Annotated in this window: 16 protein-coding genes and 1 riboswitch; all 16 genes read right to left on the bottom strand. The window is 40.1% G+C overall.

What is annotated here, in order from left to right; all coding sequences use genetic code 11:
* Positions 1-26: 26 nt before the first annotated feature.
* Positions 27-371 carry a gliding motility protein GldC gene (gldC, locus tag P2G54_RS09055; protein WP_275870321.1) on the bottom strand — a complete coding sequence of 115 codons (345 nt, stop codon included), beginning with the start codon at positions 369-371 and terminating at the stop codon, positions 27-29.
* Positions 372-431: 60 nt separating this feature from the next.
* On the bottom strand, positions 432-1,088 hold the full coding sequence (locus P2G54_RS09050) for a 3-oxoacid CoA-transferase subunit B (RefSeq protein ID WP_275870319.1): 657 nt from the start codon (positions 1,086-1,088) through the stop codon (positions 432-434).
* Positions 1,089-1,138: 50 nt separating this feature from the next.
* On the bottom strand, positions 1,139-1,837 hold the full coding sequence (locus P2G54_RS09045; RefSeq protein ID WP_275870317.1) for a CoA transferase subunit A: 699 nt from the start codon (positions 1,835-1,837) through the stop codon (positions 1,139-1,141).
* Between the two features lie 12 nt (positions 1,838-1,849).
* Positions 1,850-2,773, bottom strand: a complete 924-nt coding sequence (locus P2G54_RS09040) for a bifunctional riboflavin kinase/FAD synthetase (RefSeq protein ID WP_275870315.1) — start codon at positions 2,771-2,773, stop codon at positions 1,850-1,852.
* Entirely contained in the window at positions 2,760-3,449 is a 690-nt protein-coding gene (gene truB / locus P2G54_RS09035) for a tRNA pseudouridine(55) synthase TruB (RefSeq protein WP_275870314.1), read from the bottom strand. The genes P2G54_RS09040 and truB overlap by 14 nt, the downstream gene beginning before the upstream one ends.
* A 39-nt stretch (positions 3,450-3,488) precedes the next feature.
* Positions 3,489-3,698, bottom strand: coding sequence for a DUF3098 domain-containing protein (locus tag P2G54_RS09030; protein WP_275870312.1), 210 nt, complete (start codon positions 3,696-3,698; stop codon positions 3,489-3,491).
* A 1-nt stretch (position 3,699) separates the two neighbouring features.
* The gene (locus P2G54_RS09025) at positions 3,700-4,590 is read right to left on the bottom strand and encodes a permease-like cell division protein FtsX (RefSeq protein ID WP_275870311.1); all 891 of its coding nucleotides are present in this window, start codon (positions 4,588-4,590) and stop codon (positions 3,700-3,702) included.
* Positions 4,591-4,645: 55 nt separating this feature from the next.
* Positions 4,646-5,299 carry a ligase-associated DNA damage response endonuclease PdeM gene (gene pdeM, locus P2G54_RS09020; RefSeq protein WP_275870309.1) on the bottom strand — a complete coding sequence of 218 codons (654 nt, stop codon included), beginning with the start codon at positions 5,297-5,299 and terminating at the stop codon, positions 4,646-4,648.
* 154 nt (positions 5,300-5,453) lie between these two features.
* Entirely contained in the window at positions 5,454-6,515 is a 1,062-nt protein-coding gene (gene metX, locus P2G54_RS09015; protein WP_275870307.1) for a homoserine O-acetyltransferase, read from the bottom strand.
* 8 nt (positions 6,516-6,523) lie between these two features.
* Positions 6,524-7,828 carry an O-acetylhomoserine aminocarboxypropyltransferase/cysteine synthase gene (locus tag P2G54_RS09010; RefSeq protein WP_275870305.1) on the bottom strand — a complete coding sequence of 435 codons (1,305 nt, stop codon included), beginning with the start codon at positions 7,826-7,828 and terminating at the stop codon, positions 6,524-6,526.
* 174 nt (positions 7,829-8,002) lie between these two features.
* Positions 8,003-8,111: riboswitch (SAM riboswitch) on the bottom strand.
* Between the two features lie 85 nt (positions 8,112-8,196).
* The gene (locus P2G54_RS09005; protein ID WP_275870304.1) at positions 8,197-8,850 is read right to left on the bottom strand and encodes a carbonic anhydrase; all 654 of its coding nucleotides are present in this window, start codon (positions 8,848-8,850) and stop codon (positions 8,197-8,199) included.
* Positions 8,847-10,391 carry a SulP family inorganic anion transporter gene (locus tag P2G54_RS09000; protein ID WP_275870302.1) on the bottom strand — a complete coding sequence of 515 codons (1,545 nt, stop codon included), beginning with the start codon at positions 10,389-10,391 and terminating at the stop codon, positions 8,847-8,849. Before P2G54_RS09000 ends, P2G54_RS09005 begins: the two co-directional genes overlap by 4 nt.
* A gap of 180 nt (positions 10,392-10,571) precedes the next feature.
* Positions 10,572-11,906, bottom strand: a complete 1,335-nt coding sequence (gene argH / locus P2G54_RS08995; protein ID WP_275870300.1) for an argininosuccinate lyase — start codon at positions 11,904-11,906, stop codon at positions 10,572-10,574.
* Complete coding sequence (locus P2G54_RS08990; protein WP_275870298.1) at positions 11,903-12,994, bottom strand: M20 family metallo-hydrolase; 1,092 nt, start codon at positions 12,992-12,994, stop codon at positions 11,903-11,905. The genes argH and P2G54_RS08990 overlap by 4 nt, the downstream gene beginning before the upstream one ends.
* A complete protein-coding gene (gene argB / locus P2G54_RS08985) occupies positions 12,994-13,794 on the bottom strand; it encodes an acetylglutamate kinase (RefSeq protein WP_275870297.1) in 801 nt (266 codons plus the stop codon). The genes P2G54_RS08990 and argB overlap by 1 nt, the downstream gene beginning before the upstream one ends.
* A gap of 18 nt (positions 13,795-13,812) precedes the next feature.
* Positions 13,813-14,763, bottom strand: coding sequence for an acetylornithine carbamoyltransferase (locus tag P2G54_RS08980; RefSeq protein ID WP_275870295.1), 951 nt, complete (start codon positions 14,761-14,763; stop codon positions 13,813-13,815).
* Between the last annotated feature and the right edge of the window lie 8 nt (positions 14,764-14,771).

Genomic DNA, 14,771 nt, shown 5'->3' with positions numbered 1-14,771 from the left:
AGATTCAGGTCTATTTTAGTTGGTAGTTATTTGGATTGTCTTGAGTTTTCTTCATTCACATGACGAACCAATCTGTCACATAAATCTTTCATCTCCTCAGACATGTATTCATCACCGGTGCTCGACAAAATTGTTTGAGCCATTCCGCCTATCACATCAATGTAAAACCGCTTCATTTCAGCCACAGACATTTCTTCAGTCCAAAGGTCTATTCGGAGGGTACTGTGGTTGAGATTATCCCAAACGTTCAAACTGATACTTTTGGTTGATTCCAATCCTTCTCCCTCTTTGTCTGATGCATCCCACTGTATGGCTTTTGGAATATTATTCTCATCCAGAGAGACTTGAAACTTTATTTCTGAATTCTTCATTTGATTAAATTTGATTGAAAACTATCTATCGCACAGGCAAGTTCCCTTGATTGTGATTTATTAAAACTCCATTTCAGGAACTTCTCCCTCAATAATCAATTTTCCTGAGGTTTTTTCTCTGATAAACTCAACGCTTACTCCAGGGGCTCTTTCTTTAAGAATGAAGCCTCCTTCAGGGGAAATATCCAAGACTGCCAAGTCTGATACTATTTTTTTGACACATCGAACTCCGGTTATTGGTAGTGTGCATTCCGGTAAAAGTTTGCATTCTCCATCCTTGGAGCAATGCTGCATTGCCACAATAATGTTTTCTGCGGATGCAACGAGATCCATTGCACCTCCCATGCCTTTGACCATTTTACCGGGTATCTTCCAATTGGCTATATCTCCATTTTCCGATACTTCCATAGCTCCCAATATTGTTAGGTGTACATGCCCGCCTCGGATCATGGCGAAGGATTCAGCTGAATTGAAAAGGACGGATCCTTTGACCATGGATACGGTTTGTTTGCCTGCATTGATCAGGTCCGGATCCACTTGGTCTTCAGTGGGGAATGGGCCTATCCCTAAAAGACCGTTTTCTGACTGTAGGACTACGTCAAGATTGGAAGGTATATAATTTGCAACTAGGGTAGGGATTCCAATTCCTAGGTTGATGTATTGTCCATTCTGGACTTCTTTGGCTATTCTTTGGGCTATTTGTTCTTTGCTTAGCATAGGGTTACCTGGTTTGGGTTTACTCTGACTATTTCAATAGGAAAAATTTCTCAGTCCTTACTTACCGTTCGTTTCTCAATTCGCTTTTCATAATCCTTGCCTTGAAAAATCCGCTGAACATATATTCCCGGAGTGTGGATTTGATTGGGGTCAAGTTCACCCACAGGAACCAGTTCCTCTACTTCGGCAATACAAATCTTTCCGGCGGCAGCCATCATTGGATTGAAATTGCGGGCTGTACCCTTGTATATAAGATTACCGGCAGTATCACCTTTCCATGCTTTGACAATTGAAAAGTCTGCTCTGAGCCACTTTTCCATTAAGTATATTTTCCCGTCAAATTCTCGTGTTTCCTTTCCTTCGGCTACTTCGGTTCCCACACCAGCAGGAGTGAAGAAGGCCGGAATCCCGGCACCTCCTGCACGTACCCGTTCTGCCAAGGTTCCCTGGGGAATCAATTCTACTTCCAATTCACCGCTGAGAAGTTGCCGTTCAAACTCCGCATTTTCACCCACGTAGCTTGAAATCATTTTTTTGACCATTCTCTTTTGGAGCAATAAGCCAATACCAAAATCATCCACACCGGCATTGTTGGACACGATGGTCAGACCATCAATATCCCTTTCCAATAGTGCCGCAATGCTGTTTTCAGGAATTCCACATAACCCAAATCCTCCCATCATCAAAAAGGAGTTACTGGATATATCTGCCACAGCTTCTTTGGCATCTCTGACTGTTTTATTGATCATATATATTTGGGTTTATAGTAAAGATTTAGCTCTTTTCTGATCTTTCTGTAGCTGGAGTTTTAAGGCATCCAGATTTTCAAATTTTTGTTCATCTCTTAAAAATGCTTTGAGAAAAATTGTGATTTGTTTGTCATAAAGATTACCCTGAAAGTCAAAAAGATGGGCTTCTACTGTTTTTTTGGTCCCGTCAACAGTTGGTCTATTACCAATATTGAGCATGGCTTTGTACATCAACCCATCCACACAGGCTTCTACTGCATAAACGCCATCTTTTGGAATGAGTTTATAATCATTGGGAATATGAATGTTGGCGGTCGGAAAACCGATGGATCTTCCGATTTGCTGTCCTTTAATAACCAATCCGTTAAGTTCATACGGTCTGCCTAAATATGAATTGGCTGTTTCTATATCTCCTTTTTCAAGAGCAAACCGGATTTTGGTGCTGGAAACTCCGATTTCGTCTACATCTTGTCTGGAAATTTCTTCCAAATCAAACCCGTATTCATAGGAATGTGCTTGAAGGTATTCAAAACTTCCTTCCCGGTTTTTTCCAAATCGATGATCATAGCCGATAACCAGTTTCTTGGTGCCTATCTTTTCCATCAAGATCTGCTCAATAAATTCCTGGGAAGTAAGCTGGGAAAATTCCTTGGTGAAAGGAATGGTAATTAGATGATCAATCCCGAATTGTCTAAGCAATTTTGTTTTTTCCTCAAATGTGCTCAATAACCTTAGTTTATGTTCATGAGGATAAAGAACCAGCCTGGGATGTGGCCAAAAAGTGATCAGGACCGTTTCCCCTCCAATAGAACGGGCGATTTGCCGTATCCGTTCTAGGATTTTTTGATGGCCTAAATGAACACCGTCAAAAGTTCCGCTGGTAACCACTGGGTTTGGGACTTTTGGGAAATCATTTAGTCCTTCATAGATTTTCATTGGCTTTCCGGGCTTTTATTTCTTCTATCAAAGGTAAAAGTTGTTTGGCATTAGATAAATGAAAGTCACCAATGCGTGTTCGGCACAAGCGACTCATATAAGCCCCAACCTGGAGAATTTCCCCTAAATCTCTGGCAAGACTTCGGATGTAAGTTCCCTTTGAACAGGAAATTCGAAAATCAACTTCATTACCTTCAAATCGGGTAATTTCAAATTCACGAACCTGCACAGGTCGGGCTTCCATTTTAATTTCTTTTCCTACTCTTGCAGCCTCATAGACTCGTTTACCATCAACTTTGATGGCAGAATGCATGGGAGGAATCTGCATGATATCACCAGTAAGTTGAGCTGCGGCTTTTTTTACATCTTCCAAGGTAATGTGGGAGGGATCAGCCACAGGCACTACAGGTTTTTCTAAGTCAAATGACTCAGTAGTGGATCCAATTACAAATGTTCCCTCATATTCCTTTTCCTGACCCATGTATTTTTCAATTTGCTTGGTCTGTTTTCCAGCACAGATGATCAGCAAACCGGTTGCTAAAGGGTCCAAGGTGCCCGCATGTCCCACCTTTTTAATTTTCAATGCATTTCTGATCTTTTTTACCGCATCAAATGAGGTCCATTCTTTTGGCTTATCGATTAGAAAAACCTCCCCATAGGGTTCTTGTTCTTGCATTTTTATATTCCTTTTGAAAAGAAATCTTCCTAGAAAGGATTAATCTTTTTCAGATTTGGCGAAAATGGCATAAAACTCAAATATAAACCCTGCTAAAGTAACGATAGGGCCTATGGTAAGACCTAAGATCCCGTTACCGTGGGGATCAGAATCTAGACCTATCAATAAAAAGCCCAGCAAGATCAGGGCAATCCCAATCAGCATGAGTTTGTAGTTTTTCTTTGTAAAAGGAAATGATGCTTTGCTCATATCAGTATAATTCGTCCAAGGACATGTTCAAATATTTGTTGACAGCGCGCAAGGTGCTAGCCCAAGAAAGCAAACCACCAATTACTATCAATATTCCGAATAGAATTAAGAGAAGGTCGGTATTCTGCAAAAGCGCGAATCCTTCTATGGCACTTTTTGCATAAGTTATCAATCCAAACAAAACCAAAGAGGCTATAGCTCCCGCTAGCATTCCAAAAAACCAGGAACGAAGCAAGAATGGTTTTCGGATGAAACTTCTTGTGGCTCCTACTAATTGCATGGAACGGATCAAGAATCTTTGGGAAAACAGGGCCAGGCGTATTGTATTGTTGATTAACATGACCACTGTTATTATCAAAATCAAAATAAATCCTCCCATTACCAAACTTACTTTCAAGAGGTTTTTATTGATAGATTCAACCAAATCTGTCATGTACGAGACTTCAAAAACCCCTTCGATACTTTCAAGCTCCTTTGCAATCCTGTCTAGTTGTTCAGAAGTTTGAAATTCTTCAGCAATACCAATGACATAACTGTCATGTAGAGGATTGTCTTCTAGGAATTTTGTAAAATCCTCACCGGTACTTTCTATAAATGTAGCTGCGGCTTCTTCACTTGAAATAAACCTAAGGCTTAAGCTATCTGTTTTTCGCAATACAAAAGGTCTACTGGCTAAATCCTGATTGATGTTTTTTAATTCAGAGTCCTTGAGGTTTTTATCCAAAAAGACCTGAACTTCAATATTCTCCCTAATCATACTGGTGATAGTCCTTGCCTGAATGAGTATGAGTCCAAATAAGCCTACAATAAACAAGGATAGGGTGGTACTGAATAGTACACTTCCATATTTGAAATGTCCGAGTATTTTCTTTTTTCTTGGATAATTTGCCATGGATTTTTAATTCTGATCAAAGCTAAGCAACACCAAGGATTTTGCCAATCTTAAATCAGGAAAGGATAGGAATGACTTTGGAGGCAGCAACTCCATATATCTGACTGCTTAAATTGGGTTTCATCATGAAAAGTCCTGTGAAATTTCCAAAAGCGGGTAATATCAATTGGTGGTTTTCATAATAAAAGCATGGTATACGAAGGTTTTGTCTTGCTTTTCCCTGTAATCGTATTCCTGGGTGTATATGCCCGCAAATGTTTAAATATCCCCTTGGTACTTCTTCCAAGGGTTCATGACTTAGGATTTTCTGACCCATAGTCAATATTTCGGAATGGACCTCCAAAAGGGAATTAGTATAAAAAGAAGGGGAGAGGATATCATGATTGCCTTTGATCAGATGAAAATTTGTATCTGGAAAAGTGGATAAAAAATCCATCACAGTTTCCCACTGCGCATTCCAATCACTATGAAACAGGTCTCCCAAAAAGTAAACATGATTTGCTTGAAAGGTTTCAATCAATCTTTTCAAAATCATGAAATCCTGATCATGTATGGGTTCTGGTATGGGAATACCGGATTTTCTGAAATGAGATGCTTTCCCAAAGTGAAGGTCAGCGATCAGTAGTGCCTTTTCCTCCGGGAGCCAAACCGCCTTCTCCTTTAATAAAACTAACTCAACCCCAGAAAGGCAAACGCTTAAATGACTCAATTTTGAATTCCTTTTACTCTGAATGAATTCAAATCTAAGTAGAATTTAACCTGATAGGGTAATAAAAATTTAAAAGCTGACAATTGCTTTCGTTATTCTACTGTCTTTTGGTTTTCAAAATAGAATTGAAAAGTGAGGAGGAATAAACCGGAAATTAATCCGGTTTATTTTCTTCAAGGTAGAATGATTTCAGAAAATAGGCGAGTTGCTCAAATTCGATCAAAAAAGCATCATGTCCAGCTGTGGATTGGATTTCCTTATAGGTTCCTCGTTGTACATGCTGGCTGATGAATCTTGATTCATGAGGTAGAAATAGTAGATCGGAGTTAACCCCAATGGTCAATACTCTCGCACTGATTTTTTCCAAGGCTTTTTCTGCGCTTTCTCTTCCTCTTCCTAAATCATGACTGTCCATTGCTTTGGTCAGAGTCCAGTAGGAAAGTGCGTTGAACCGCTTTGCCAGCTTTTGTCCTTGATATCTTAAATAGGAGGAAACACGGAAGTTGTCCAATTTCTCATCTGTGTCGGATTGCTTTTTTTCCATGTCTTCCGGATGCCTATAGCTAAGCATAGCGATAGCTCTTGCAGCTTCCAGTCCTTTTTTACCTGCATCAAGTCTCTTTTCACCCCAAGTACAATCTGATTCAATAGCCATCCTTTGCGCTTCATTAAAGCCTTTTACCCAAGAAGATGATTTAGCTGTTGAGGCTAAAATTATCGCATTTTTGAGTTTTTCTCCCAAACTAAAAGCCCATTCTAGCCCGACTTGCCCACCTAATGAACCTCCAATCAAAGTATGAATTTCATCCAGTTCTAGATGAATTCTCAATCGATCAAGTGAAACTGCGAGGTCCCTTGGGCTGAGATGGGGAAAATCATAGAAATAGGTTTCTCCGGTACTTGGGTTTATGCTTAATGGACTGGTTGAACCGTAGCAGGAACCCAAAAGATTGGCGCAGACTATAAAGAAATCCGCGGGATCATAAAATTTATCTTCCCCAACCAAGCCACTCCACCATTCTGAAACATTGGAATCTCCAGTCAAAGCATGGATTACCCAAACCACATTGCTTTTGTTTTCATTCAACTGACCGTAGGTTGAATAAACCAATTCAAATTCGGGAAGGGATTCTCCAGATTCTAAGTTTAACGGAGTGGTCGAATGAAATATACTTTGACTCATGGTAATAGAAGCGTATTGACTTTTTAGGTTCATCAGGCTAATTAAATTAAATCGAAGGCTTGTTGAAGATCACCTTTCAGATCATCAATGTGTTCTATCCCCACAGATAATCTAAGAAGAGTAGGACTTACTCCTGAGGCTCGCTGTTCTTCCTCACTTAATTGCTGATGCGTAGTAGCAGCAGGCTGGATGATCAGGGTTTTGGCATCTCCTACGTTTGCTAGGTGGGATATAAGCTTTAGGTTATTTATAAAGGCAGAAGTTTGCTCCTTGTCACCTTTTATCTCAAAGCTTAAAACTCCTCCAAATCCGTTTTTGAGGTATTTTTTTGCCAATTTATGGTAAGGGGAGGACTCCAACCCCGGATAATTGACCTTCTGTACCTGTGGATGCCATTCCAACCATTTGGCTAGTTCCAGAGCATTTTCGGTAGTACGATGAACACGAAGGGATAGAGTTTCAATTCCCTGCAAGAGCTGGAAGGAATTGAAAGGGCTTATCGCAGGTCCAAAATCTCGAAGGCCTTCTACTCTTGCCCGGATTGCAAAGGCAATATTAGGTAGTCCTAATGGGTTGTTTTCACCAAAAACCTCCCAAAAGTTCAAGCCATGGTATCCTTCTGAAGGTTCAGAAAACTGTGGGAACTTTCCATTTCCCCAATTGAAATTTCCTCCATCAATGATGATTCCTCCGATTGAAGTTCCATGTCCACCTATCCATTTGGTGGCAGAAGCAGTTACTATATTCGCTCCATGTTTCAGAGGTCTGAACAAATACCCACCGGCGCCAAAAGTATTATCCACTATCAATGGGATATCGTGTTTTTTTGCCAATTCCGCTATGGCTTCAAAATCTGGGATGTTGAATTCTGGATTGCCGATTGTTTCCAGGTAAATGGCTTTTGTTTTTGAATCTATAAGCTTTTCAAATGCCTCTGGAGAATCTCCTTTTGCAAATCTTGCCTCAATTCCAATTCGCTTGAAAGCAACTTTAAATTGGTTGTAAGTACCTCCATAAAGGAATGAGGTTGAAACAAAGTTTTCGCCTGACTGAAGAATATTGTTCAATGCTAAAAACTGAGCAGCTTGTCCCGAGGATGTAGCAACTGCTGCCACTCCACCTTCCAATGCAGCGATTCTTTTTTCGAAAACATCAGTTGTAGGATTCATGATCCTTGTATAAATATTTCCGAATTCCTTCAGGCCAAAAAGATTGGCTCCGTGTTCTGCGGAGTTAAAAACAAAAGAAGTGGTTTGATAAATGGGAACGGCTCTGGAATTGGTTGTTGGATCCGGTTCCTGACCAGCATGAAGTTGAAGAGTTTCAAATCGATAATGTGCAGACATAGTGAAAAGGTTTATTTGTTAAAATTTGAATTTCTGAAAAGCTTACTGATAGAAAGGCCTGAAACAGGCTTGAAGTAAGGCATGAAAAACCTGCGAAATCAACAATATCCGCTGATTAGTAAATAGAATTACCAAAAAGGAGGGGAAATTAAATCCTGTTTTCATATCGCAGAGAATTTATAGTTCCAAGCAAGACCTTCTTACTTGGCAGGAATTGGCACCTTGGTTTTTCCAGGTTGCCAGAGGGTCATAGAGCCTGTCTCTCGCCTCTTCTTTATAAATCCTCCCACGCAAAAAGTAGAAGGATGCTGCAAAGTAAATCAGGGAAAGCGAGTTTTCAAAATGAAACCCACTTTCCTGAGAAAATTTTAGAGGTCTGTCTTCAGTTGTTCTTGATTATACCTAAAAATCGGATTAATATTTTCGATCTCCGGTTTGATCGTAACCAGTTCTTTGACAAGTCCATTTTTCAAGCCATATACCCAACCGTGGATTTCCGGTCCCTTTCTTTCCAGCCAAGCTTTTTGAACAATGGAAGTCTTGATCAAATCCTGGCATTGTTCAATCACATTGAATTCTACCAGTTTGTTCACTTTGTCAGAATGCTCTTGTAGGGAATCCACTTCCTTTTGATAGGTCTTATAGACCTCTTTGATGTTTCTCAACCATTTGTTGATAAGCCCCATATGACTATTTGTCAATGCAGCATCAACTCCTCCGCATCCATAATGCCCGCAAACTATTATATGCTCCACTTTCAATACTTCCACTGCATACTGTAAAACGGACAATAAGTTTAGGTCAGTGTGAACTACCATATTTGCGATATTTCTATGGACAAATATTTCTCCCGGGTCAGTTCCTGTAATTTCATTTGCTGGCACTCGGCTATCTGAACAGCCGATCCACAAAAATTTTGGCTTTTGTTGGGAAGCCAATCTTGTGAAAAAATCCTTATCAAATTCAGTCTTTTCTTCAGACCAGGCTTTATTCTGTAAGAGCAGTTTTTCGTACGGGTTCATAAAGTTTCTTTTAGATTGTAATTAAATCCCTCTACGGATACCGTGATATTTTTATCGGAAGAGGTACGGATGAAGTCATTCAGAACTTCCTGAATATCACTGTCAATAAACCTTGCCCTTTGGGCATTGATCACCACATAGCTTCCCGATGGGATCAATCCCAATTGATGCATCAATGGGGCTTTATTTAAAAAAGAGACATCCTTCTGAAGTTTTATTAAATAGTTACCGTGAAGTTCAGTGATTCTTACAGCACGTTGGTAATTGGTTTTTATAACAAAAAATAGCCCTATGACCATCCCGATTCCAATTCCCACCAGCAAGTCTGTAAAAAGTATAGCTGAAACAGTCACTAGGAAAGGGATAAATTGGTCTTTTCCCTTTTCATACATTCCAAAAAATATAGATGGTTTAGCCAGCTTGAAGCCTACCATAATCAAAACCGCAGCAAGACAACTCAAGGGAATCAAATTCAAAATTTGGGGAATGGCCAGTACCAAGAGAAGTAACAAGACTCCGTGAAGTATGGCCGAAAGCTTGGTTTTTGCTCCCGAACTGATATTGGCAGAAGACCTTACAATAACTGCAGTTATGGGGAGTCCACCGATCAGTCCGGAAATACTGTTGCCTAAACCTTGAGCAACCAGTTCTTTGCTTGCCGGCGTTATTCTTTTTTGTGGGTCTATTTTATCGGCGGCATCAATACTCAGCAGCGTCTCAATACTTCCTATGACTGCTATGGTAACTGCTATAATCCAAAAAGCCGGGTCGTTGATTAATCCAAAATTTGGAAAAGTTAAAAGGCTGGAAATTTCTCCAATCCCATTTAAAACAGGAATATTTACTAAATGCTCTCCTTCCAGTTTCCAATCGGGTATCCACATTCCATAGCTATTATTGATGACTATTCCTGAGATTACTGCCAAAAGTGCTCCCGGGATGATCCCAAAGACCTTATGGTTTTTAATTGACGGCTTTTCATAAAGAATAAGGATCAACAGGCCGATGACGACTATGGGAATAGCTCCGGGACTATAATATTGTATGGCATACCAGATTTCTGTAAACGTATTGTGTTGATCTGCCTGAAGAAAAGCTTCATCACCCATGGAATCTATATCATATCCTAATGCATGAGGAATTTGCTTTAAAATCAAAATCAAGCCAATTGCGGTTAGCATTCCTTTGATTACTGAGTGGGGAAAATAATATCCTAGAACACCAGCTTTAAGAAGACCAAATCCCAGTTGCATTAATCCCGCTACCACTACTGCCGCAAGAAATAATTCAAAGGTTCCTAAAGTTGAAATGGAGTCCAAAACAATGACAGTAAGGCCCGCTGCTGGACCACTTACACTGACATGGGAACCAGACAATGATCCGATTATTATTCCACCTACAATTCCGGCAATCAGTCCTGACATTGGAGGAGCGCCACTTGCAACTGCTATACCCAAACAAAGAGGTAATGCAACCAAAAATACCACAAGACTTGACTTGAGGTCATAAGGTAAGTTTTTTCCTAACAGATTGTTTTTCATTGCATTTGGAGTCCTGGGTATACGTAATTCTAAAAATCTTACTTATATAAAAATAAGTAAAGTTTAGAATTGTGCTAGAAAATTCAGGATAAATCCAAACCGGAAAGGTGTTCGTGTATTCACCTTTCTTTAATAAAAATATGGATTGAAAAAAATAGAAAGGGGGAAAACCCCCTTTATTTATTGAATAAGTGAGTTGAGTGCCGATTCAACTTTATTGAAATTGAAAGCATCAAGAGCCCGGATCATTTTTTCGCGAATTTGTTCAGTACAAAGGTTACCAATACTTCCTTCATGCGTGTGGTTGAGTTTGGACTGGTCTGGAGCAAAATCATCAGACTCTATTGCCAAGCCGACTTGTTTGTATGCATCTCGGAATGGAACTCCTTTTAAAACCAATTCATTGACCTGTTCTACAGAAAATACATGTTTGTAGAATGAATCGCTTAGGATGTTTTCCCGGATTCGAATGGATTTTAGCATAAAGGCAGTCATAGAAATACAAGACTTAAGACTATCAATTGCCGGGAATATTTCTTCTTTTAAGAGCTGTAAATCTCTGTGGTATCCTGTTGTTGAATTAGTTAAAATAAGGCTTACAGCATTGGGAACTGCCTGAATTTGATTGGTTTTTGCTCTGATCAATTCAAATACATCCGGATTTTTTTTGTGAGGCATAATACTGCTACCTGTAGTTAGGTCGTCCGGAAATGAAATAAAACCAAAGTGCTGGTTCATGAATAGACAAACGTCATCGGCAAGACGATTTAAGGTTCCTGCCATTCCGGCCATAGCAAATGCCAAAGTTCTTTCGGTTTTTCCTCTGGAGTTTTGGGCATTGATGACATTATGATGAAGGTCTGAGAAACCCAATAAATCTGTGGTAAATGTTCTATCTAACGGGAAGCTGGAACCGTATCCAGCTGCCGATCCCAATGGATTTTTATTGGATAAATCAAATGCGGCTTTAAGCAAGCCAAGGTCTTCAGTCAAACCCTCAGCAAAGGATCCAAACCATAAGCCAAAGGATGAAGGCATGGCTAATTGGGTATGTGTGTAGCCAGGCATCAGGTCTCCTTTATGCTTTTCAGAAAGTTCAAGGAGCAATTCAAACAACTCCCTACTTTCTTCTACGAGATCACTGATTGCTGCACGGTAGAATAGTTTCAAGTCCACCAAAACCTGATCATTTCGGCTTCTTCCACTGTGAAGTTTTTTTCCGACTTCACCATATCTCTCAGTCAACAAAAACTCTACCTGGGAATGGACATCCTCTACGCCCGGGGCTATTTCAAACTTACCCTGCTCGATTTCCTTATAAATTTCCCGAAGACCATTTTGAAGAGTTTGATTCTCTTCAGCAGTCAAAAGTCCGATTTTTGCCAACATTTCAGCATGGGCCATTGAACCCAATACATCAAAAGGAGCTAAAATAATATCGAATTCAGGGTCTCTACCGATGGTAAAAGATTCTACTTCTTTTTGGTTTCCAATGGCTTTTTGCCAGATTTTCATGAGTCGATTTCGTTGGTTTTGCTTAATTCAGCATAGGTGATAATCAGGTCCAAGTAACCTTGAATTCCTTCTTTGATCTCATTCACAAAGATAAATTCGTTGGCGGTATGAGATCTAGCAGAATCTCCTGGACCAATTTTTACAGATGGATAGGGGATCAAAGCCTGGTCGGATAGAGTAGGGCTGCCATAGCATTCAAGTTGAAGTTTTTCCGCTACTTTAAAAATCAAATGCCCAATTGGTACCCGGGATGATTGCAAACGCATGGAGCGCGGGTTCAATTCAGAAGAAAGGTGAGATTTCAGTTCCTCTAAAGCTTCTTCCAAGGTATAAGAATCCGTAACTCTAACATCCAAAGTGAACTCACAAAGATCTGGAACCACATTATGCTGTTTTCCGGAATTGATGATAGTTGCAGACACCTTAGTTTTTCCCAGAAATGGTGATATTCTTTCGAATTCAAAATCCCGGATAATCAATAAATCATCCAAAGCCTTGTATATGGCATTTTCTCCCTCTTCTCGGGCTGCATGTCCTGATTTGCCATGAGCCTTGGCATCGATGACCATCAGGCCTTTTTCTGCTACTGCCAATTGCATTTGGGTCGGTTCACCCACAATAGCCAGTTCACAAGGAGGGATTTGGGAAATTAGGGAGGCGATTCCATTTTTACCTGAAATCTCCTCCTCTGCGGAAGCTATGAGAATCAGGTTAAATGGTAAGGATTTCTCTTTTAAATGGAGAAAAGCTCCAATGAGGCTGACCAAGGGGCCTCCAGCATCATTGCTTCCTAATCCATAAAGTTTGCCGTCCTCAACATGGGGATGAAAGGGGTCTTTGGTATAACTTATATTGGGCTTTATCGTGTCATGGTGGGAATTCAACCAAATAGTTTCTTTGGTTTCATCATACTCATTTAAAAAAGCCCAGAGATTGTTTCCCTTTCTTTGAAATTCTATGTCATTTTTGACGAAAAATCTACCCAAAAGCGTAGCAGTATCATCCTCCTCTTTTGAAAAGGAAGGAGTGCTGATCAAATCATTCAGTAACTGAATACAGCTTTCTACTATTTCTTCTTTTGCTTTCATTAATACAGATCGTAGCGGTGGCGTTCGATTATAGTCCCTGAAAGTTTCCCTTTGGTAGCCAAAAGCAAGTTTTCTGCTTTTCCTATCCACACATGATGTACCCCTTTTTGAAGTGCTGCAAAAGCATTGTCAAGTTTAGGGATCATTCCGGAGTGGATTACATTTTCTTTTTTAAGTTCCTCGTAAATATCCTCATTAATGAGAGGAATTATTGAACTTTCATTTTTTTCATCGATCAATACTCCACTCTTGTTAAAACAAAAGTAGAGATTGACATGATGTTCTTTTGCCAAGCTTGTCGCCAAAGCGGAGGCAATGCTATCGGCGTTGGTATTTAAAAGCTGCCCGTTTTGATCATGCGTAATTGCATTTAAAACAGGAACTAGATTTGACTGAAATAAATGCTTGATTAAATCTGTATTAACTTCCTGAATGTCACCTACAAAACCATAGTCGATGTCTTTTACCGGACGCTTGATCGAACGGATAATATTTCCATCTGCGCCGGTCATTCCAATGGCATTGACATGGAGCGCTTGAAGTTTGGCAACCACATTCTTATTGATCAACCCTGCATACACCATGGTGACAATATCCAGTGTGTCCTTATCGGTTATCCTTCTGCCGTCAACCATTTCAGGCATGACACCTAAAGACTCTCCAAACCTAGAAGCCATGACACCTCCTCCATGAACAATGATTTTATGCCCAGGGAATTTAGCAAAAAGAGCCAAAAACTCATCAAGCTTTTCAGGGTAGTCAATGACGTTTCCGCCGATTTTGATGATACTGATTTTCATAGGTTTGATTGCTAGAAGTTAATATTGATCCAGGAGGTAACTAATAGCTGCCTGTGCTGCATATATTCTGTTTTCAGCTTGTTTTTGAACAAGAGAATGAGGTCCGTCCAAAATCTCATCTGATAATTCCACGTTCCTTCTTACCGGTAGGCAATGCATTACTTTGGCATTATTGGTATTTCTCAAATGTGCTTCAGTCAGCATCCAACTCGGGTCGGTGGTAATGATTTTACCGTAATCATTAAATCCGGACCAGTTTTTCACATAGATAAAGTCAGCATCCTCCAAGGCTTTGGCCTGGTTGTATTCGATCTTTGCCCCTTGGGTAAAATTTTCATCCAACTCATATCCTGCTGGATGGGTGATCGTTAAGTCATGTCCCATTCCCAATGTCCATTCTGCAAAGCTATTGGCCACTGCATGTGGAATAGCTTTGATATGAGGAGCCCAGGTCAAAACTACTTTTGGTTTTCTGCCCGTGGGAGCAAATTCCTTCATGGTAATCTGATCTGCCAAACTTTGTAAAGGATGCCGAGTGGCGGATTCAAGGCTGACTACAGGAATACCACAGTATTTTAGAAACTGCCCGAAAACAAAGTCATTTACATCATCCTCTCTATGAGTAAGAGAAGGAAATGCCCGAATAGCAAGGATATCAAAGTAAGTTCCCAATACCCCTGCGGCATCTTTGATGTGCTCCACAGTTCCATGGTTCATTACAGCGCCTTCCTTCATTTCCAAAGCCCAACCTTCCTTATCCATATTGAGGACTATTGGTTCCATTCCAAGATTCAATGCCGCCAGTTGGGTAGATACTCTTGTTCTCAGGGAAGGATTTAGGAAAATAAGACCAATTCTCTTTCCTTGGCCCTTCTCAAAATCTAATTTGGGGTTGGATTTATACTTCAGGGCTTGTTCAACCAATTTTTGACCAAGCTCGAGGTTTTCAAATTTTGTAAAATGTCTCAATTTATTGG

Source organism: Algoriphagus sp. CAU 1675 (genome assembly GCF_029222925.1).
Classification (GTDB): Bacteria; Bacteroidota; Bacteroidia; order Cytophagales; family Cyclobacteriaceae; genus Algoriphagus.
This window is presented reverse-complemented; position numbering and strand designations above follow the sequence as displayed.